Here is an 18,977-nt window from a genome sequence, read left to right on the forward strand (position 1 = left end):
GCGGCACTACCTCTTTTAGGAGGTAGTTTGCGGTCCGCAAATCTTCTTACAGTGAGCCAGGTCACAACAGCGTGCCTCGAGGCTGACATCAAAGGAGATTGCCATGACCTCAGCAACACCCATTTCCCCGGCGGGACGGCAGGCGGCGCCAAGCCGCAAGACACTGCGCCGGGTGGCGTTCGCGAGCTTCGCCGGAACCACTATCGAGTTTTACGACTTCTTCATCTACGGCACCGCCGCGGCGCTGGTCTTTCCGGTCGTCTTCTTCCCCGCGCTCGGGGCCGCGGCCGGCACCGTCGCCTCCTTCGGCACCTTCGCCGTAGCCTTCTTCGCCCGCCCTCTCGGCGCCATCGTGTTCGGCCACTTCGGCGACCGGATCGGCCGGAAGAAGACCCTCATCACCACCCTGCTGATGATGGGCACCGCCACCGTGTTGATCGGCTTCATCCCGGACGCGAGCACCATCGGCGTGGCCGCCCCGATCCTGCTGGTGGTGCTCCGCTTCGTGCAAGGCCTCGCCGTCGGCGGGGAGTGGGCCGGCGCCACCCTCCTGGTGGCCGAGTACGCCCCGCAGGGCAAACGGGGACTCTTCGGGTCCTTCCCGCAGATCGGCCCCTCGGTGGCCTTCTTCCTGGCCAGCGGCACCTTCCTGCTGACCAACCTCACCCTGGGCGACAAGTCCGAGGCCTTCATCTCCATCGGCTGGCGGGTCCCGTTCGTCCTCAGCGCCGTCCTGGTCCTGGTGGGCCTCTGGGTCCGGCTGAGCATCGAGGAGACCCCCGTCTTCAAGAACGCGGCCCGCGCCAGTGCAACCACCACACGCCTGCCCGTCCTCGAGTCCCTGCGCCGCCAGCCGCGGGAGATCCTCCTGGCCGGCGGCGCCCTGACGCTGCTCTTCGCCTTCTTCTACATGGGCACCGCCTACCTCACCAGCTTCGCCACCAGCCCCACCGGCATGAAGCTGGGCCGGGTGGAGGTCCTCAGTGCCGGCATGGTCGCCTCCGTGTTCGTCGCCGCCGCCACCCTCGCCTCGGGCATCCTCTCGGACCGCTTCGGCCGTAAGAAGGTCATCGCCGCGTCCTGCCTGCTCGCCGTGCCGTGGTCGCTGGTGCTCTTCCCGATTCTCAGCGCCAACACCGTGCTGGCCTTCGGCGTCGGACTGACCGTCACCCTGGTGATCTTCGCCGTCGCGTACGGTCCGGCGGGGGCGCTGCTGCCCGAGCTCTTCGAGACCCGCTACCGCTACACCGGCGCCGGCATGGGCTACAACCTGGCCGGCGTGGTGGGCGGCGGCATCGTGCCGCTGGTCGCGGCCCAGCTCGCAGGCACCTCCGGGGCCTGGTCCGTGGGCGTGCTGCTCGCCGGGATCGGCGTGTTCAGCGTCCTCTGCAGCCTCGCCCTGCCCAACCGGGAGAACCGTGGACTGGAGGGCGCCGCGGTACACGCCGCGGCGGACCCCGCGACGGCGGCGAACGCGGCCCCGGCGGCTCGCCGTTAGGAACCAGAACCCAGGGGGGCTGCCGGCGGACGCCGGCAGCCCCCTTTCTCACGGGATGAGGCCGAGCCGGCGGGCCGCGGACACGGCCTCGAGCCGGTTGTGCACGGAGAGCTTGGCCATCGCGTTCTGCAGGTAGCTCTTCACCGTGGCGGGCTTGAGCCCCAGCCGGTCGGCGGTCTCCTGGTACGAACAGCCCAGTGCGAGCAGGGACAGTACGTCCAGCTCGCGGCGGGCCAGCCTGGCGCCCACCGGGAGGGCCCGGGCCGCGGCAGGGGGTGAGAGGTAGTCGCCGATGATCTCCAGCTGCCGGGCCAGGTGCGGGTCCGCGACGGTTCCGGCCAGCGAGCGGAGCTCGGCGTGCGCCTCGCGGACGTGCTCCAGCCAGCTGGGGTCCTGCGTCGGGGCGGTGCCGGTGCCGGCGCTCGCGATGATCGAGACTCTGCGGTCCACCTCATCCCGGACCCGGAGTTCCTCGGCCATCCCGGCGGAGGCCTCCATCGCCTCCCGGACGGCGCGTTCGCCCAGCGGGGAGCTGTCCCGGCTGGCCAGGTACAGGACGGCCCGCGACGTTCCCCTGACCACCACGGGCACGGCCGCCACCGAGGACAGGCGTTCCCGGCTGACGGCGACGTCGTACTCGTGGGTGATGCCGTCCGAGGCAAGGTAGTCAGCGACCAGGAACGGCCGCTGCTGGGCGAAGACCCGGCCGCCGAGGCCCGCGCCGGGAACCACCACCACCTGGTGCAGGCTGGAGGTCGCCGTACCGAGGAAGTCGGTCAGCTGCAGCCGCTCACCGCTGGCCAGTCCGGCGAAGAGCACGGCCGGCCGGAACCTGCCCGAGAGCGCACGAAGGGAGGCGCGGAGCAGCTCCCGGTCGTCCGGCCGGGAGTAGGGGTTCGGCTGCATGAGTCGTCTCCTGGTGCCGCGCCGGCTGCCGCCGCGCTCTCATGGGGTTGTGTGGTAGTTGGTGTGTGGCTGGTTGCCGCCGGGGCGGCGGTGCGGCCTAGTCCGCCTCGTCCGCGAAGTCTCCGGCCCCGCGCCGGAAGTCGCCCAGGATCCGGATCAGCGCGTCCACGTCCTCCGCGCCGAAGCCTGACTGCGCGAAGACCTCGCCGTTCAGTGCCGCCGTCGCCCGCTTCGCCAGCGTCCGCCCGCCCGAGGTGAGCTCGATCAGGGTGGTGCGCCCGTCGGTGGGGTGCGGCGAGCGGAGTACCAGGCCGGCTTCCTGCAGCCGGTCCACGGCGTTGGTCACCGAGGTGGGGTGGACCTGCAGCAGGGCGCTGGCCTTGTTCATGGGCAGGGCCCCGCTGCGGGCGAAACTGAGCAGCGCCAGCAGTTCGTACCGGGCAAAGGTCAGCCCGAACGGCTTGAGCACTGCCTCGATCCGGGCCAGCAGGATCTGCTGGGTGCGCATGATCGCGGTGATCGCCGCCATGGGAGCGGCGACGTCGGACCAACCGTGCCGCTCCCAGTTCCGCCGGGCGTCGGCAATCGGATCGCGCGGCAGCGGGGCGCCCACCACGGCTAGCCCTTCAGCCCCGGGAAGTCCGCCTCGGAGTACTCCGTGCCCAGTCCCTCCGGCGGCGTCCCGTTTCCGTGCCGCAGTTCTTCGCTGTGCCGCAGCTCCACCCGGCGGATCTTGCCGGAGATGGTCTTGGGCAGTTCGGCGAACTCCAGCCGACGGATCCGCTTGAAGGGGGCCAGGTGGTCGCGGCAGTAGCGCAGGATGTCCTCAGCCAGCTCCGGCCCCGGCTGGTGGCCGGAGGCCAGCACTACGAACGCCTTGGGGACGGAGAGCTTGAGCGCGTCGGGGGAGGGGACGACGGCGGCCTCGGCCACCGCGGGGTGTTCGATCAGGACACTCTCCAGCTCGAACGGGGAGAGCCGGTAGTCCGAGGATTTGAACACGTCGTCGCCGCGGCCGACGTAGGTGATGATCCCGCGCTCGTCCCGGCTGGCCATGTCGCCCGTGTGGTAGTAGCCGTCGCGGAAGGCCTCGGCGGTCTTCTCGGGGTCGCCGTAGTAGGCCTTCATCAGGCCCACCGGGCGGGGATCCAGGCGCAGGCAGAGCTCGCCGTCGTCGCCCTCCTCGCCGGTGGCCGGGTCGACCAGGACGACGTCGTAGCCCGGCAGCGGCTTGCCCATGGCGCCGATCTTGATCGGCTGGCCGGGGGTGTTGGCGATCTGCACGGTGGTCTCGGTCTGGCCGAAGCCGTCCCGGATGGTCTGGCCCCAGGCCCGGTTGACCTGGTCGATGACCTCGGCGTTGAGCGGTTCGCCGGCGGAGACCACCTTGGTGGGCGGGTTCTGCAGCAGGGTCAGGTCCGCCTGGATCAGCATCCGCCAGACCGTGGGCGGCGCGCAGAAGCTGGTGACCTTCTCGCGGTCCATCTGTTCCATCAGGGCCTTGGCGTCGAAGCGGTCGTAGTTGTAGATGAAGACGCAGGCCTCGGCGATCCAGGGAGTGAAGACGTTGGACCAGGCGTGCTTGGCCCAGCCGGGGGAGGCGACGTTCAGGTGCACGTCCCCCGGTTCCATGCCGATCCAGAACATGGTGGACAGGTGCCCCACCGGGTAGGAGGTGTGGGTGTGCTCCACCAGCTTGGCCTTGGAGGTGGTGCCGGAGGTGAAGTAGAGCAGCAGCGTCTCGTCGGCCCGGGTGGGGGCGTCCGGGGTGAACTCCAGCGGGGCGCCGTCGGCGTCGGCGTACCGCAGGGCGGCCTTCTTCCCGTCGTCGGTGGTCCCGTCGCCGGTGCCCGTGCCTGCCGTGCCCGCGCCGATCTCGATGAGCCGGTAGTCCCCGGGGACGCCGTCGAACTTGCCGATGTTGGCGCTGCCGACGGCGGCCCAGCCGGCCCCGCCGCGCTCCACGCGGTCGCGCAGGTCCGCCGGGCCCATGAGCGTGGTGGTGGGGATCATGACGATCCCGAGCTTTATGCCGGCGAGCATCAGCTCCCAGAGCTCCACCTGGTTGCCCAGCATGATGATCATCCGGTCCCCGCGGCGGATGCCCTGCGCCCGGAGCCAGTTGGCCACCTGGGCGGAGCGGGCCGAGAGGTCGGCGAAGCTGCGGCGGGTGGCGGAGCCGTCCTGTTCCACGATCACCAGCGCCGGCTTCGCGCCGCGCTCCGGGTCCGCGGCGATCTGGTCGAACCAGTCCAGGGCGAAGTTGAATTCCTCGAACCGTGGCCATTCGAACTCGTCCCGGGCGGCCTCGTAATCCCCGCGCAGGGCGAGCAGCCTGTCCCTCGCGGCCCGGAATTCGTCAGTCACGGTCATGGGTGCACCTTTCACAGCCGATTGCGGCCCGGCGGTCCAGTGGCGGCCGCCGTTGGCCGGGCATATCCACCGCCACCGGGAGGTCCGTGATTGCAGGCGCCCCCTAGTGACGAATATCACTGTGCAATATACTAGGACATCCAAGGGTTTGGAAGAGCCTGCGCCGCCGCCGGCGGCACCCGACGAAGGGATACCTGCCCGTGCAGCCACAACGAAGTGTCGACGGACCAGCCATCGGAGCTCCCCCGTTTCCGGACGCGGACCTGATGTACATCGCTGACCTCCTGCCCCCGGCGGAACGGAGCCGCTACGAGGAGATCCGGGAGTTCCTGCAGACCCGGATCCGGCCCGCGTCGATCGACTTCTGGAACCGGGAGGAGTTCCCCTTCGGCTTGCTCTCCGAACTGGGCAAGCACGGCCTCGGCGGGATCCAGACGGACGGGACCTCGAAGCTGTTCAAGGGCCTGATGTACGTGGAGGTGGCCCGGGCGGACGTCTCGCTCTCGGCGCTGGTGGGCATCCACAACGAACTAATCGTGGGGATGATCGACGAGCTCGGCTCTGAGGAGCAGAAGGCCCGCTGGCTGCCCGGGCTGACCGCCTTCACCCAGCTGGGCGCGTTCGCCCTGACCGAGCCGGACCACGGCTCGGATATCGCCGGGGGACTGGCGACGACGGCGCGGCGGGACGGGTCCGAATGGGTGATCACCGGCGCCAAGCGCTGGATCGGCGCCGGCACAATCGCCGACTTCGCGCTGGTCTGGGCCCGGGACGAAGCGGACCAGCAGATCAAGGGCTTCATCGTCGAGACGGACCGGCCCGGGTACACGGCCACCAAGATCGCCAACAAGATCGGCCTGCGGATCATGCAGAACGCGGACATCGTCCTCGACGAGGTCCGTATCCCGGCCGAAAACCTGCTGCCCGGGGCCACCAGCTTCTCCCGCGCCAACGACCTGCTGCGCGACTCACGGGCCTGGGTGGGCTGGCAGGGCGCCGGCATCCAGCTCGCGGCTTTCGACATCGCGCGTGCCTACGCGCTGGAGCGGTTCCAGTTCGGCCGCGAACTGGCCCGGTTCCAGCTGGTTCAGCAGCAGCTGGCCGAAATCCTGGGAAACGCCAGCGTCTCGCTGGCCCTGATGGCGCAGCTGGCGCGGATCCAGCAGGACGGGAAGCTGGAAATGGTACAGGCCGCCATGGCCAAATCCACCACCACCCGCCTGGCCCGCGCCTCCGTGGCGATGGGGCGCTCGCTGCTGGGCGGCAACGGCATCACCACCGATTTCGAGATGGCCAAGCTCTTCGGCGACGCCGAGATCCTCTACACCTACGAGGGCAGCTACGAGATCAATTCGATGATCGTGGCCCGGGCCGTCACCGGGAAATCCGCGTTCGTCTAACGCCTGCTGACGACGGCGGGGCGCCGGTCAGCCGGCCGCGCCGTAGCGTTCGCTGCGGTCGCGGCCGGCGTGCTTGGCCGCGTACAGTGCCCGGTCCGCGCAGGCCAGCAGGCCCCGGCTGCCGGCGTCGGACAGTTCGCAGACGCCCGCCGAGACGGTGATGTGCCCGACATCGCCGAACGGTTCGGAGCCGATCGCCACCCGGGCCCGTTCCGCCGCCAGCAACGCCTCCACCCCGTCGGTTTCCGGAAGCAGCCAGACGAATTCCTCGCCGCCGAAGCGGGCCACGATTTCATCCTTTCGCGCCACCGCCCGGAGCCGGGCGGCGACGTCGGCCAGCACCACGTCGCCCATCAGGTGCCCGAAGGTGTCGTTGACCTTCTTGAAGTGGTCGATGTCCAGCACGATGGCGCTGAGGTGGGTGCCGCGGGCGGCGGCCCGCTCGATCTCGTGGGCCAGGTGCTGCTCCAGGGAGCGGCGGTTGGGCAGCCCGCTGAGCTCGTCCGTGGTGGCCTGGCGCTCCAGTTGGGCCCGGGCCTCGGTGTTGCCGATGGCGATTTCCACCAGTTCCGCGAATTGCGCCAGCCGCTCCAACATGGCCGCGGTGACGCCGGTGCTGGACTTGGAGGTCAGGCTCACTACGCCCCAGAGGCTGCCGTGCACCCGGATCGGGGCGGCCGCGGCGGATCGGAAGCCGCCGGCGAGCATCTGCCCCTCCGCGACGCCACCGCTCTTGGTGCCGTACACAACCAGGGCGGGCTTCCCCGTCACCGCCACCCGAACGGTGGCGGAATTGTCGGTGAGAGCGAAGACATGCTCCCGGCTCAGCGTCGAGGGCATAGCCGGGGCCATGGCCACGATCTCGGCCGACAGGGGCCCGGTGTAGCGGACGACGGCGGCGGAGTCGACGGCGAAGAGGTCCCTGAGGATAAACGCGAGCTGCACCGAGATGTCCTCCGGCGCCGCGTTGCGGGCCACGGCCGTGGCGATCTCGTGCAGCGCCGCCCAGGTCTGCTCCTGCTGCAGCCGCTCGGTGACGTCCACGGCCACCACCATTCCGGCGGTGGCACCGTCGGAGTTGACCGGCCCGGCCTTGAGCCGGTAGGTGCGGGGGCCGATCCGCCGGGTCCAGGCGACCTCCTCGCCGGCCAGGGCCGCCCGGTAGCGTGGTTCCAGTTCCTCGGCCAGCCAGCCCTCCAGCACATCGTGGATGCGGCGGCCCTCCAGCTCCTCCGGGCGGTAACCGAAGGCGTGCAACTCCTGGCCTTCGGCGATCAGATAGCGGAGATCCGCATCGAAGAGCAGGACGAAGACGCCGGGGATGCTGCCGGCCAGGGCGCGGTAGCGGTCCGTGTCTCGGCGCTGCCGGTGCTCCGCGAGGACCCGATCCGTGACATCGGTGATCATGACGAAGAAGCCCAGAACAGCGCCGTCGCGCTCATCGGGCATGTAGGAGACCTCGGCGTGGCGGGTGCCGCCGCCGGCGTCGGTGAGCGTGCGCTTGAACAGTTGCGGCTCGCCGCCAAGAACCTTGTCGATGTACCCGCGGTTCGCCGCGTAGACGTCCTCGTGCAGCAGCTCGCGGATGTGCATCCCGTACAGCTGCTGAGCCTCGACGCCGAACCAGGACAGGTAGGCATCATTGGCCAGCCGGTTCCTCAGCTCCGCGTCCCAGTACGCCACCATCGCCGGAATTCCATTGAGCACCGCGCGCATCTGGGCGGGGACCTCCGGCATCGCCGGCGGATGGTTCGCGTTCTCATGATCGAGAGCGCTGTGAATATTCATTGCCCAAGTATCTATGGCGGCGGGGCCCCGCGAAAAACCGGCACAACGAAAACGGGGACAGTAAAGTTCCGGGACGACCATCCCGGCATGGTCGTTGGCCTCGCCGCGCAGCCCGGGCCGGGATGGGCCTCCCGACCCCCGCCGGTGCAGCCACAGGGTTTGGCCGGGTAGCGGCTATCCCCGCAGGGGAGGAGCGACGGCGTCGGCGGCTTCGCGCATCCGCGTCAGGAACCGCTTGACCGTCTCGGCTTCCTGCTGGGTCAGCTCCGCCGCGGCACGGATCAGGAGCGGGTGGATGTTTCCCAAGGCTTCGCGGACGGCAACCCTGGCGGAAGGCATCGGCAGGAGGTTGACCGCCCGGCGATCGGCCGGATCCGGTTCGCGGGTGATGTGCCCGGACCTGACGAGGCGGTCCACCAGCGAGGTAGCGGCGGCGGAACTCATTCCCAAGCGAACGGCGAGGTCCTTCTGCCGCACCTGGGCGCCGTCCGCCTCGGCGTCCAGAAGATGCCGGAGGGCAAGGAGATCCGATTCGTTCATGTCCCTGGTCGGGCGGGTCCGGCGCTGCATGGCGGCCTCGGCAACCCGGTACTCCCTCAGTGCCTCGAGAACGCTGAGTGCGCGGGGACCCGTGTCACCAGCGGGTACGGGAACGGAACTGGGGCCTGCGTCGTGCGTATCCATCGGAATCCCTTGGTAGCGCACTGGCAAGCATGCGTAGGCCCTAAACGTATCACCCGGTCCGGCGCCTACGGCACGAACCGGTAGCCGATCCCCGCCTCCGTAAGCAGGTGCCGCGGGGCGGCAGGGTCCGCCTCGAGCTTGCGCCGCAGCTGCGCCATATAGACCCGCAGGTAATTGGTCTCCTTCGCGTACGCCGGGCCCCAGACCTCGGAGAGCAGCTGCTGCTGCGGGATCAGCTTCTCCGGGTTCCGGACCAGCACCTCCAGCATCTTCCACTCGGTGGGGGTCAGGCGGATGTCCTCCCCGCCGCGGGTTACCCGGTGCTTGCCGAGGTCCACGGTGAACGCCTCGGTGGCGACCACCGGCTGGACGTCGACGTCGGCGGTGCGGCGCAGCAGGGCGCGGAGCCGGGCCAGCAGCTCGTCCAGTCCGAACGGCTTGGTGATGTAGTCGTCCGCGCCGGCGTCGAGCGCCGCCACCTTGTCCTCGGAGCCGTGCCGGGCCGAGAGTACCAGCACCGGCGCCTGGCTCCAGGTGCGGAGCTCGCGGAGGACCTCGGTACCGTCCAGGTCCGGCAGGCCCAGGTCCAGGATCACCAGCGCCAGCGGGTGCTGGGTGGCGGCCAGCAGGGCGGAATGCCCGTCCGCGGCGGTGGTGACGTCGTAGCCGTGGGCCTGCAGCGTGATGCGCAGGGCCCGGAGCAGGTGCGGGTCGTCGTCGACGACGAGGACGGCGGTCATCCGGCCTCCGTCCGGTTCGGGGCGGCGGGCAGGCGGTGTGCCCGGTGGTCCAGGGTGGACTGCGGTTCCAGCGGGGCCTGCCGGTGGCCGGGCTCGAAGGGGGCGCCGGTAGAGAGCGGCAGCCGGATCACCATGGTCAGGCCGCCGCCGGGGGTCGGTTCGGCGGTAAGGCTGCCGCCCATCGCGTCGGTGAAGCCCTTCGCCACGGCCAGGCCCAGGCCGATTCCGGTGGCCTGCGGGGCGTCGTCGAGCCGTTGGAAGGGCCGGAACATCTCCAGCACGCGTTCGGCCGGGACGCCGTGGCCGTGGTCGATGATCCGCAGCTCCCCGGCGGGCCGGCCGCCCAGGGCCACCGGGCTCAGTCCGCCGCCGGCGCCGACCAGGACGATGTCCGCCTCCGGCGCATATTTCACGGCGTTCTCGACGACATTGGCCACGACCCGCTCCAGCATGCCGGGGTCGGCGTCGACCTCGGGCATGTTCGGCGGCAGTTCCACCCGGACCCGGCCCGCCGGCACGGCGCGCAGCGCCCCGGGGATGACGTCGAACCAGCGGACCGGGCGGAGCAGGGGGTGGGCGGCGTCGGCGCTGATCCGGGACATGTCCAGCAGGTTCCCCACCAGGGCGTCCAGGCGGTCCGAGCATTCCTCGATGGTGGCCAGCAGTTCTTCCCTTTCCTCGGGGCTGTAGCGGTCCGCGTCGTGGCGGAGGCCGCCGACGGCCAGCTTGATGCCGGCCAGGGGCGTGCGCAGGTCGTGGGAGACGGCGCGCAGGATGGAGGTGCGGATGGTGTTGCTTTCGGCCAGGCGCAGCATCTGCCGCCGGCTGGCCACCAGCTGCTGGCGTTCCAGTTGCGCCTCGAGGTGGACGCCGAACGCGGCCAGCAGCCGCCGGTCGCTCGCCGGGAGCACCCTGCCGTAGAGCACCAGCCGGGCGCCGGAGCCGACCTCCTCGACATTGTCCCCGGCCGCACCGCCGTCGGCCGTCTCGGCGCTTCCCGGCGACCCGGCCGTGGCGATCAGCTCCCACTCGCCGGAGTTTCCGCCGCCCTCCGCGGGCGCGGGCCGGACGAAGAGTGCCGCGGCGCGGACCTGGAAGACACTGAGCGCCTGCTCCAGCAGGGCGGCGAGCGTGTCCTCCGAGCCGGCGGCGTTGCGGGCCAGGTCGCCCAGGGTGGTGGCCTCGGCGCGGGCCCGGGCTGCCTCCTTGGAGCGGCGGGCGGAGACGTCGACGACGACGGCGACCGCGGCGGAGACCCCGACGAACACCAGCAGCGCCAGCAGGTTCTGCGAGTCGCTGATGGTCAGCGTGCCCACCGGCGGGGTGGAGAAGTAGTTCACCAGCAGGCTGCTGAACACGGCGGCGAGGATCGCCGGCCACAGGCCGCCCACCAGCGCCACGGCCACCGAGCCGCTGAGCTGGACCAGCATGACGGTGGCGACGTTCCGCTCCGGGTCGAGCACCAGCAACGCCTGCACCGCCGGCGGCAGCAGCAGCGCCAGGGCGAAACCCACCAGCACCCGGATCCGGCCCAGGTCCCGGGGCCGGACCGGGCGGGCGCCGCGGCCCACCAGCGGGTGGGAGACCATGTGCACGTCAATGTCGCCGGAGTCGCGGACCACCCGGGTGCCGACGCCGCCGCCCAGCAGCCAGCCGGCGAGGGAGTCGATCTTCCGGCGCCGGGAGATCCCGACGACGATCTGGGTGGCGTTGACGCTGCGGGCGAAGTCCAGCAGCGCCGCGGCCGGGTCCTCCCCGGCGACCGTGTGGTAGCTGCCGCCCAGGTCCTGGATCAGGTGCCGCTGCGCCTCGAGGGCCTGCGGGGATTCGTTGGCGACGCCGTCGGCCACCCGGACGTGCACGGCCAGCAGGTCCCCGCCGTTGACCCGGTTGAGGATCCGGGCGCCGCGGCGGATCAGTACCTCGCCCTCCGGCCCGCCGGTCAGTCCCACGACGATCCGTTCACGGGCGGGCCAGCTCTCCTCGATGCCCTGTTCGGCCCGGTATTTGGCCAGGCCCTCGTCCACCCGGTCCGCGAGCCAGAGCAGCGCCAGTTCCCGCAGCGCGGTCAGGTTGCCCACCCGGAAGTAGTTCGAGAGCGCCGCGTCGATCTTCTCCGGGGCGTAGATCTTGCCGTCGCCCAGCCGCTGCCGCAGCAGCTCCGGAGAGATGTCCACGAGGTGGATCTGGTCCGCGCGGCGGACGACGTCGTCGGGTACCGTCTCGGCCTGGCGGACGTCGGTGATGGCGCTGACGACGTCCCCGAGCGAGGCCAGGTGCTGAATGTTAACGGTGGAGAGGACGTCGATGCCGGCCTCCAGCAGGGCGTCGACATCCTGCCAGCGCTTCGGGTTGCGGCTGCCGGGGATGTTGGAGTGCGCGTACTCGTCCACGATCGCCGTTTCCGGGGCTCGGGCCAGGACCGCGTCCAGGTCCATTTCTTCGAACTCGGTGCCGCGGTAGGGGAGGCGGCGCGGCGGCACGATTTCCAGGCCGTCCAGCAGGGCGCGGGTCTCGCTGCGGCCGTGGTCCATGGCGAAGGCTACGACGACGTCGGTGCCGCGCTGCGCCAGGCGGTGGGCCTCTTCGAGCATCTCGTAGGTTTTCCCGACGCCGGGCGCGGCCCCCAGGAAGATCCGCAGCGTTCCTCGTGCCATGCCGTCATTCTCTCACTTGGTCCGGCCCGGCTGCGCCGCCGCGGCAGCGTCCGCGACGGCCAGGTTGAGGGCGGTGACATTGACCGAGGGCTGGCCGAGGAACGCCGTGACCCCGCCGCGGGTGTTCCCGCGGACCAGGTCCTCAACGGCGGCCGGGTCCAGCCCCTGCGCGGCGGCAACCCGGGCCACCTGGAGCTTCGCGTAGGCCGGGGAAATGTCCGGGTCCAGGCCCGAGGCCGAGGCGGTGACGGCGTCGGCCGGGACCTGGTCCACGGAGACATGCTCCGCCGCCGCCACCGCGGCTCGGCCCTGCTGCACGGAGTCCAGCAGTTTCGCGTCGTTCGGGCCGAGGTTGCTGGCCGAGGATGACGTCGGGTCCCACGCCACCGCCGAGGGCCGGGCATGGAACCAGCGCGGGTCCTGGGCCCCGCCGTCGCCGGCGGAGGCCTGCGCGATCAGGGCCGAGGCCGCCGGGCGCCCGGCGCTGTCCCGGAGGATGGAGCCGTTGGCCTGGGCGGGGGCGATCAGCTGCCCGGCGCCGAACACGGCCAGGGGGTAGGCGAAGCCGAGCATCAGGGTGGCGGCGACGAGGAAGCGCAGGGCGGTGCCGGCCTGCCGGAGGTATCCGAAGATGGTGGTCATGGGGTGTTCCTAGCCGATTCCGGGGATGAGGGAGATCACGAGGTCGATGATCTTGATGCCGATGAAGGGTGCCACCAGGCCGCCGAGGCCGTAGATCAGCAGGTTCCGGGACAGTGCCCGGTTGGCGGTGACGGCGCGGTACTTCACGCCGCGCAGCGCCAGCGGGACCAGGGCGATGATGATCAGGGCGTTGAAGATCACCGCCGAGAGGATCGCGGACGCCGGCGTCGCCAGGCCCATGATGTTCAGCAGGCCCAGGCCCGGGAATGTGGCCGCAAACAGTGCCGGGACGATCGCAAAGTACTTGGCGACGTCGTTGGCCACCGAGAAGGTGGTCAGTGCGCCCCGGGTGATCAGCAGCTGCTTGCCGATGCCCACGATGTTGATCAGCTTGGTGGGGTCCGAGTCCAGGTCCACCATGTTGGCGGCGTCCTTGGCCGCCGGGGTCCCGGAGTTCATCGCGACGCCGACGTCGGCGGCGGCCAGGGCCGGGGCGTCGTTGGTGCCGTCCCCGGTCATGGCCACCAGCCGGCCGGCGGATTGTTCCTTTTTGATGACGGCCAGCTTGTCCTCCGGGGTGGCCTCGGCCAGGAAGTCGTCCACGCCGGCTTCGGCGGCGATCGCCTTGGCCGTGATGGGGTTGTCGCCGGTGATCATGACCGTGCGGATGCCCATCTGGCGCAGCTCGGCGAATCGCGCGTGCATGCCGGGCTTCACGACGTCGGCCAGGTGGACGCAGCCGAGCACCTCGGGGCGTCCGTCGGCGGCCACCTCGGCCACCAGCAGCGGGGTGCCGCCCTGCGCGGCGATCTCCCGCACCCGGGCATCCACCCCCGCGCCGGTGCGGCCGCCGTGTTCCTCGACGAAGGCGCCCACGGTGGAGGCGGCGCCCTTGCGGATCATCCGCCCGTCCAGGTCCAGCCCGGACATCCGGGTCGCGGCGCTGAACGGGACGACGGCGACGTCCCGGCTCCCGGCTTCCAGGGCGGCCAGGTCCGCCCCGGCGACGCCGCGTTCGGCGGCCAGGTCGACGACGGACCGGCCCTCCGGGGTCTCGTCGGCCAGGCTGCAGAGCCGGGCCGCCTCGATCAGCCGGTCCATGCCCACCCCGTCCGCGGGGTGGAATTCCACCGCGCGGCGGTTGCCGTAGGTGATGGTGCCGGTCTTATCCAGCAGCAGGGTGGTGATGTCCCCGGCCGTTTCCACGGCCCGGCCGGAGGTGGCCAGGACGTTGTGCTGGACCAGCCGGTCCATGCCGGCGATGCCGATGGCGGGCACCAGTGCCCCAATGGTGGTGGGGATGAGGCAGACCAGCAGCGCCACGAGGACGATCGGGGACGGGGTGGCGCCGGCGAGGGCGGCGAACGGGGCCAGCGCCATGGTGACGATCAGGAAGACGATGGTCAGGGACACCAGCAGCACGTGCAGGGCGATCTCGTTGGGGGTCTTCTGCCGGACGGCGCCCTCCACGAGTTTGATCATCCGGTCCACGAAGGTTTGGCCGGCCTCTGCGGTGATCCGGATGACGATCCGGTCCGAGAGCACCCGGGTGCCGCCGGTCACCGAGGACCGGTCGCCGCCGGATTCGCGGATGACGGGGGCAGATTCGCCGGTGATGGTCGATTCGTCGACGCTGGCGACGCCCTCGATGATCTCGCCGTCGGAGGCGATCACGTCCCCGGCCTCGCAGATGATCACGTCGTTGAGCTTCAGATCCGTGCCCGGGACGCGGCGGGTGCCGCCGTCGGGCAGCCGCAGCGTGGCCTCCACGCCCTGCCGGCTGGCGCGCAGGCTGTCCGCCTGGGCTTTGCCGCGGCCCTCGGCGATCGACTCGGACAGGGTGCCGAACAGGACGGTCAGCCATAGCCACGCGGTGACCGCGATGCCGAAGACGGAGGGTTTCAGCACGCAGATGACGGTGCACAGTGCGGCGCCCACCAGCACGGTGAACATCACCGGGGAGTGGACCATCTGGCGGGGCGCGAGCTTGCGCACCGCCAGCGGCAGCGCGGCGGCCACGGTGGCCAGGGTGAGCCTGGCCGGGGTCTTGGTGTGGTGCTTGTGTTCGCCGGGGGTGCCGAGGGGGTTGCCGTCGGCGTAGGTCCGGCTGGAGGTGTCCGCGGGGGACGGGGTCATCGGATCAATCCTTCTGCGAGGGGGCCCAGGGCGAGGGCGGGGAAGTAGCTGAGGGCGGTGAGGATGACCGTCACGCCCAGCAGCAGCGCGCCGAACAGGGGGCCGTGGGTGGGGAGGGTGCCGGCGGAGACCGGGATCTTGCCCTGCCGGGCCAGGGATCCGGCCAGGGCCAGGACCAGGACGATCGGCAGGAACCGGCCCAGGAGCATGGCCAGGCCCAGGAGGGTGGAGAGCAGGGGCCCGGAGCTGGTGATGCCGCCGAACGCGGAGCCGTTGTTGTTCGCCCCGGAGGTGAAGGCGTACAGGACCTCGCTGAACTGGTGCGGTCCGGTGGCCGGGGCGTTGGCGACGGCGTCGGGCAGCAGCACGGTCACCCCGGCGAGGGCCAGGACCAGGGTGGGGGTGACCAGGATGTACAGGGCCGCGAGCTTCATCTCGGTGGGGCCGATCTTCTTGCCCAGGTATTCGGGGGTTCGGCCCACCATCAGGCCGGCGATGAACACGGCGATGATCGAGAGGATCAGCAGCCCGTACAGCCCCGAACCGGTGCCGCCGGGGGCCACCTCGCCCAGCATCATGTTGATCATCGTCATCCCGCCGGCCAGGGGCGGCAGCGAGTCGTGGGCGGCGTTGACCGCGCCGGTGGAGGTCAGGGTGGTGGAGGCCGCGTACAGCGCTGCCGGTACCGGGCCGAAGCGCTGTTCGAAGCCCTCCCCGAGCCCGCCGGCCGCCGCCGTCGCCGTGCCCTGCGCGGAGGACACCGCCAAGCCGGTCAGCAGGGTGGAGGCCAGCCAGAGCGTGCCCATGACCGCGGCAACGGTGAAGCCCTGCCGCCGGTCGCCCACCAGCCGGCCGAAGGTGTACGGCAGCGCGGAGGGGATGAGCAGCAGCAGGAAGACCTGGAACAGGCTGACCGCGGCGTTGGGGTTCTCGAAGGGGTGGGCGGAGTTGGCGTTGAAGTAGCCGCCGCCGTTGGTGCCAAGGACCTTGATGGCCTCCTGCGAGGCGACCGGGCCGCCGGGGATGGTCTGGTTCACGCCCATGGCCTGGTTGGCGACGTCGGTGGACCAGAAATTCTGCACCACCCCGCCCAGCACCAGGAGGACGGCGGAAACGAACGCCAGGGGCAGCAGCACCCGGTACGTCACGCGGGTCAGGTCGACCCAGAAGTTGCCCAGCCGGTCGGTGCGCACCCGCACCAGGCCGCGGATCAGGGCGACGGCGACCACGATGCCGACGGCGGCGGAGAGGAAGTTCTGCACCGCCAGCAGGCCCATCTGCACGAAGATGCCCACCGTGGCCTCCGGGGCGTACGCCTGCCAGTTGGTGTTGGTCACGAAGGAGATGGCCGTGTTCATGGCCACCCAGGGGTCCACGCCGGTCAGCGGTCCGGTGCCCGGGATGACGCCCTGGAGCCGCTGCAGCGCGAAGACCAGCAGGATCGAGACGGCGGAGAAGGCCAGCACGCCGCGCAGGTACACCGGCCAGGTCTGCTCCGTGCCGGCGTCGACGCCGGTCAGCCGGTAGAGGAGGCGCTCGGCGCGGGCGGCACGGGTGCCTTCGACCACCCGGGCCAGGTAGAGCCCCAGCGGCTTGTGTACCGCGGCCAGCGCCACCAGCAGGGCGCCGGCCTGGAGCAGGAAGGAGAGAGTGTTGAAGGTCATCGGGCGGTCACCACTTCTCGGGGTTGATCAGGACGGCCAGGAGGTAGCCCGTCAGGCCCAGTCCGGCCAGGAACAGGACCACCCACATCACGGCCTCGGCGTTCACCGTCCACCCTCCGTCCGCCCGGCGTCGTCGCCGAGTATCCGGGCCAGGCGTTGCCCGACCCACATCACGAATCCCATGGAGACCACGAGGATTCCGATCACAGCCGCGTCGGCCATTACAGGTTCCTTTCATCTGCGCCCCGTCTGCGGGGCCTGAGACCAGTGAAGACCCTGGTTTGGGCTCCGCAGCAGGTGCTAACGGTTCCTTGATGCGGGCGGCCCGGATCTTGACGGATCCTTGACGCAGGGGCGTTCGGCGGCACGGAGGGTGCGTCAAGGATTCGTCAAGATCCGCGGATTTGGCCGGATCCGGGCTCCGCCCGGTGCTACGTTTGCGGGTGATCGCAATGCGGTGCGCCGCGGCGTGCCGCGAGGAAAGGCACCCCATGACCACCCTGAGCAGGCCCCCGGCAGACCCCTCGGCACCCCGGCCGGCCCGCAGCACAGCACTCCGGAAGTGGCTCCTGGTGGGGCTGCAGGACAGCAAGGGCGCCCACCAGGGTCCGCACGGCGTGCGGGCCGCGGAGGAAAAGAAGCACACCTGGTGGCAGGTGATGTGCCTGACCGGCGTCGACTACTTCTCCACCCTGGGCTACCAGCCGGCCATCGCCGCGCTCGCCGCCGGCGTCATCTCGCCGCTGGCCACCCTGGTCCTGGTGGCCATCACCCTGTTCGGCGCGCTCCCGGTCTACCGCCGGGTGGCCGGCGAGAGCCACCGCGGCGAGGGCTCGATCGCCATGCTGGAGCGGCTGATGCCGCGCTGGGGCGGCAAGCTCTTCGTGCTGGTGCTGCTCGGCTTCGCCGCGACGGACTTCATGATCACCATGACCCTCTCCGCCGCGGACGCCACCGCCCACCTGGTCGAGAACCCCATCAGCCCGGGCTGGATGCAGGGCCAGAACGTCGCCATCACCCTGTTTCTCCTGGCCCTGCTGGCCGCCGTCTTCCTCCGCGGCTTCAAGGAGGCGATCGGCGTCGCCGTCGCGATTGTCGGGGTCTACCTGGCCCTGAACGTCGTCGTCGTCGGCGTCTCACTCTGGGAGGTGCTGACGCACCCGCTGGCCGTCGGCAACTGGTGGGCGGCGATCGCCACATCGCATGGGAATCCGCTGCTGGCCGTCGGTTTCGCGCTGCTGGTCTTCCCCAAGCTGGCCCTCGGCCTCTCCGGCTTCGAGACCGGCGTCGCGGTGATGCCGCAGATCCAGGGCCACCCGGACGACACCGAGGAGAACCCGGCCGGCCGGATCCAGGGCGCCCGGAAGCTGCTGACCACGGCGGCCCTGATCATGAGCACGTTCCTGATTATCAGCAGCTTCACCACCGTGGTGCTGATCCCGGAAAACGAGTTCCAGCCCGGCGGACAGGCCAACGGCCGCGCCCTGGCGTTCCTCGCCCACGAACAGCTCGGCATCGGCTTCGGCACCGTCTACGACATCTCCACCATTGCCATCCTCTGGTTCGCCGGGGCGTCCGCTATGGCCGGGCTGCTGAACCTGGTGCCCCGCTACCTGCCCCGCTACGGCATGGCCCCCGGTTGGGCCCGTGCGGTGCGTCCGCTGGTGCTCGTCTTCACCCTGGTGGGCTTCCTGATCACCTGGATTTTCGACGCCGACGTCGATGCGCAGGGCGGCGCGTACGCCACCGGCGTGCTGGTGCTGATGACCTCCGCGGCGATCGCCGTCACCCTGTCCGCCCGCCGGAAGCGGCAGCGCAAGCGCACGGTGGGCTTCGGCGTGATCGCCGTGGTCTTCGTGTACACCACGGTGGCGAACGTCGTCGAACGCCCCGAGGGCATCCGGATCGCGTCGATCTTCATCCTCGGGATCATCGTCATCTCGCTGCTGTCCCGGGCCCGGCGGTCGTTCGAACTGCACGCCACCCACGTCCACCTGGACCGGCAGGCGCTGGAATTCCTGTCCGCCGAACTGGACGGCCCGCTGAGCATCGTGGCGCACGAACCGCTGCGGCTCAGCCCCGAGGCGTACCGCGAGAAGCTTGAATCCGCGATCGAGGTCAGCCACCTGCCGCTGGATTACCAGGCCGTGTTCCTCGAGGTGGTGGTGGATGACTCCTCGGACTTCGAAACCGAACTCGAGGTCAAGGGCATCACCCGCCACGGGTACCGGATCCTGGAGGTGCACGGGCCGGTGGTGCCGAACACGATCGCCTCGGTGCTGCTGCACATCCGCGACGTGACCGGGCTGATGCCGCACATCTACTTCCGCTGGACCGAGGGCAACCCGGTCACCAACCTGCTCCGCTTCCTGGCGTTCGGCGAGGGCGAGATCGCCCCGGTGACCCGTGAGGTGCTGCGGGAGGCCGAGCCGGACGTGACCCGGCGGCCCTGGGTGCACGTGGGGTAGTTCGCCGGGTTTGCGGGGCCG

Annotated in this window: 14 protein-coding genes; 3 read left to right on the plus strand and 11 right to left on the minus strand. The window is 70.7% G+C overall.

Going from position 1 to position 18,977, the window contains the following annotated elements; translation table 11 throughout:
• The first annotated feature begins 103 nt into the window (after nucleotides 1–103).
• Complete coding sequence (locus ACFVY3_RS13755) at nucleotides 104–1,498, plus strand: MFS transporter (RefSeq protein WP_400160126.1); 1,395 nt, start codon at nucleotides 104–106, stop codon at nucleotides 1,496–1,498.
• Between the two features lie 48 nt (nucleotides 1,499–1,546).
• Here ACFVY3_RS13755 and ACFVY3_RS13760 read toward each other — a convergent pair whose 3' ends face one another.
• The 3 genes from ACFVY3_RS13760 to ACFVY3_RS13770 all read right to left on the minus strand — a co-directional run bounded on the left by ACFVY3_RS13760 (nucleotide 1,547) and on the right by ACFVY3_RS13770 (nucleotide 4,777).
• Entirely contained in the window at nucleotides 1,547–2,404 is an 858-nt protein-coding gene (locus tag ACFVY3_RS13760) for a response regulator transcription factor (RefSeq protein WP_377972607.1), read from the minus strand.
• Between the two features lie 97 nt (nucleotides 2,405–2,501).
• Nucleotides 2,502–3,017, minus strand: a complete 516-nt coding sequence (locus ACFVY3_RS13765; RefSeq protein ID WP_377972874.1) for a MarR family winged helix-turn-helix transcriptional regulator — start codon at nucleotides 3,015–3,017, stop codon at nucleotides 2,502–2,504.
• A 5-nt stretch (nucleotides 3,018–3,022) separates the two neighbouring features.
• Nucleotides 3,023–4,777 carry an AMP-binding protein gene (locus ACFVY3_RS13770; RefSeq protein ID WP_400160127.1) on the minus strand — a complete coding sequence of 585 codons (1,755 nt, stop codon included), beginning with the start codon at nucleotides 4,775–4,777 and terminating at the stop codon, nucleotides 3,023–3,025.
• 266 nt (nucleotides 4,778–5,043) lie between these two features.
• Between ACFVY3_RS13770 and ACFVY3_RS13775 the strand changes: the two genes are divergently transcribed.
• Nucleotides 5,044–6,177 (plus strand): acyl-CoA dehydrogenase family protein, encoded by a 1,134-nt coding sequence (locus ACFVY3_RS13775; RefSeq protein WP_290256824.1) that lies wholly within the window; start codon nucleotides 5,044–5,046, stop codon nucleotides 6,175–6,177.
• A 27-nt stretch (nucleotides 6,178–6,204) separates the two neighbouring features.
• Here ACFVY3_RS13775 and ACFVY3_RS13780 read toward each other — a convergent pair whose 3' ends face one another.
• The 8 genes from ACFVY3_RS13780 to ACFVY3_RS13815 form a co-directional block, all read right to left on the minus strand.
• A complete protein-coding gene (locus tag ACFVY3_RS13780; RefSeq protein WP_400160128.1) occupies nucleotides 6,205–7,965 on the minus strand; it encodes a diguanylate cyclase in 1,761 nt (586 codons plus the stop codon).
• A 174-nt stretch (nucleotides 7,966–8,139) separates the two neighbouring features.
• Nucleotides 8,140–8,649 (minus strand): MarR family winged helix-turn-helix transcriptional regulator, encoded by a 510-nt coding sequence (locus tag ACFVY3_RS13785; RefSeq protein WP_290256822.1) that lies wholly within the window; start codon nucleotides 8,647–8,649, stop codon nucleotides 8,140–8,142.
• Between the two features lie 65 nt (nucleotides 8,650–8,714).
• On the minus strand, nucleotides 8,715–9,389 hold the full coding sequence (locus tag ACFVY3_RS13790; RefSeq protein WP_400160129.1) for a response regulator: 675 nt from the start codon (nucleotides 9,387–9,389) through the stop codon (nucleotides 8,715–8,717).
• Nucleotides 9,386–12,046 (minus strand): DUF4118 domain-containing protein, encoded by a 2,661-nt coding sequence (locus ACFVY3_RS13795; protein ID WP_400160130.1) that lies wholly within the window; start codon nucleotides 12,044–12,046, stop codon nucleotides 9,386–9,388. Before ACFVY3_RS13795 ends, ACFVY3_RS13790 begins: the two co-directional genes overlap by 4 nt.
• 12 nt (nucleotides 12,047–12,058) lie before the next feature.
• Nucleotides 12,059–12,688, minus strand: coding sequence for a potassium-transporting ATPase subunit C (locus ACFVY3_RS13800; protein ID WP_400160131.1), 630 nt, complete (start codon nucleotides 12,686–12,688; stop codon nucleotides 12,059–12,061).
• Between the two features lie 9 nt (nucleotides 12,689–12,697).
• Complete coding sequence (gene kdpB / locus ACFVY3_RS13805; protein ID WP_400160132.1) at nucleotides 12,698–14,824, minus strand: potassium-transporting ATPase subunit KdpB; 2,127 nt, start codon at nucleotides 14,822–14,824, stop codon at nucleotides 12,698–12,700.
• On the minus strand, nucleotides 14,821–16,488 hold the full coding sequence (gene kdpA, locus ACFVY3_RS13810) for a potassium-transporting ATPase subunit KdpA (protein WP_400160133.1): 1,668 nt from the start codon (nucleotides 16,486–16,488) through the stop codon (nucleotides 14,821–14,823). The genes kdpB and kdpA overlap by 4 nt, the downstream gene beginning before the upstream one ends.
• Before the next feature lie 7 nt (nucleotides 16,489–16,495).
• Complete coding sequence (locus ACFVY3_RS13815; RefSeq protein ID WP_290256816.1) at nucleotides 16,496–16,594, minus strand: potassium-transporting ATPase subunit F; 99 nt, start codon at nucleotides 16,592–16,594, stop codon at nucleotides 16,496–16,498.
• A gap of 385 nt (nucleotides 16,595–16,979) precedes the next feature.
• Here ACFVY3_RS13815 and ACFVY3_RS13820 point away from each other — a divergent pair, with 385 nt between their 5' ends.
• Complete coding sequence (locus ACFVY3_RS13820) at nucleotides 16,980–18,956, plus strand: amino acid transporter (protein ID WP_290256815.1); 1,977 nt, start codon at nucleotides 16,980–16,982, stop codon at nucleotides 18,954–18,956.
• The last annotated feature ends 21 nt before the right edge of the window (nucleotides 18,957–18,977 follow it).

This window comes from Arthrobacter sp. BPSS-3, from assembly GCF_044628475.1.
GTDB lineage: Bacteria > Actinomycetota > Actinomycetes > Actinomycetales > Micrococcaceae > Arthrobacter.

Excerpts from the sequence above, each read along its gene's own strand:
- kdpB (WP_400160132.1), bottom strand. The coding sequence starts at position 14,824 with ATGACCCCGTCCCCCGCGGACACCTCCAGCCGGACCTACGCCGACGGC.
- ACFVY3_RS13820 (WP_290256815.1), top strand. The coding sequence starts at position 16,980 with ATGACCACCCTGAGCAGGCCCCCGGCAGACCCCTCGGCACCCCGGCCG.
- ACFVY3_RS13780 (WP_400160128.1), bottom strand. The coding sequence starts at position 7,965 with ATGAATATTCACAGCGCTCTCGATCATGAGAACGCGAACCATCCGCCG.
- ACFVY3_RS13795 (WP_400160130.1), bottom strand. The coding sequence starts at position 12,046 with ATGGCACGAGGAACGCTGCGGATCTTCCTGGGGGCCGCGCCCGGCGTC.
- ACFVY3_RS13755 (WP_400160126.1), top strand. The coding sequence starts at position 104 with ATGACCTCAGCAACACCCATTTCCCCGGCGGGACGGCAGGCGGCGCCA.
- ACFVY3_RS13800 (WP_400160131.1), bottom strand. The coding sequence starts at position 12,688 with ATGACCACCATCTTCGGATACCTCCGGCAGGCCGGCACCGCCCTGCGC.
- ACFVY3_RS13790 (WP_400160129.1), bottom strand. The coding sequence starts at position 9,389 with ATGACCGCCGTCCTCGTCGTCGACGACGACCCGCACCTGCTCCGGGCC.
- ACFVY3_RS13785 (WP_290256822.1), bottom strand. The coding sequence starts at position 8,649 with ATGGATACGCACGACGCAGGCCCCAGTTCCGTTCCCGTACCCGCTGGT.
- ACFVY3_RS13770 (WP_400160127.1), bottom strand. The coding sequence starts at position 4,777 with ATGACCGTGACTGACGAATTCCGGGCCGCGAGGGACAGGCTGCTCGCC.
- ACFVY3_RS13760 (WP_377972607.1), bottom strand. The coding sequence starts at position 2,404 with ATGCAGCCGAACCCCTACTCCCGGCCGGACGACCGGGAGCTGCTCCGC.
- ACFVY3_RS13775 (WP_290256824.1), top strand. The coding sequence starts at position 5,044 with ATGTACATCGCTGACCTCCTGCCCCCGGCGGAACGGAGCCGCTACGAG.
- kdpA (WP_400160133.1), bottom strand. The coding sequence starts at position 16,488 with ATGACCTTCAACACTCTCTCCTTCCTGCTCCAGGCCGGCGCCCTGCTG.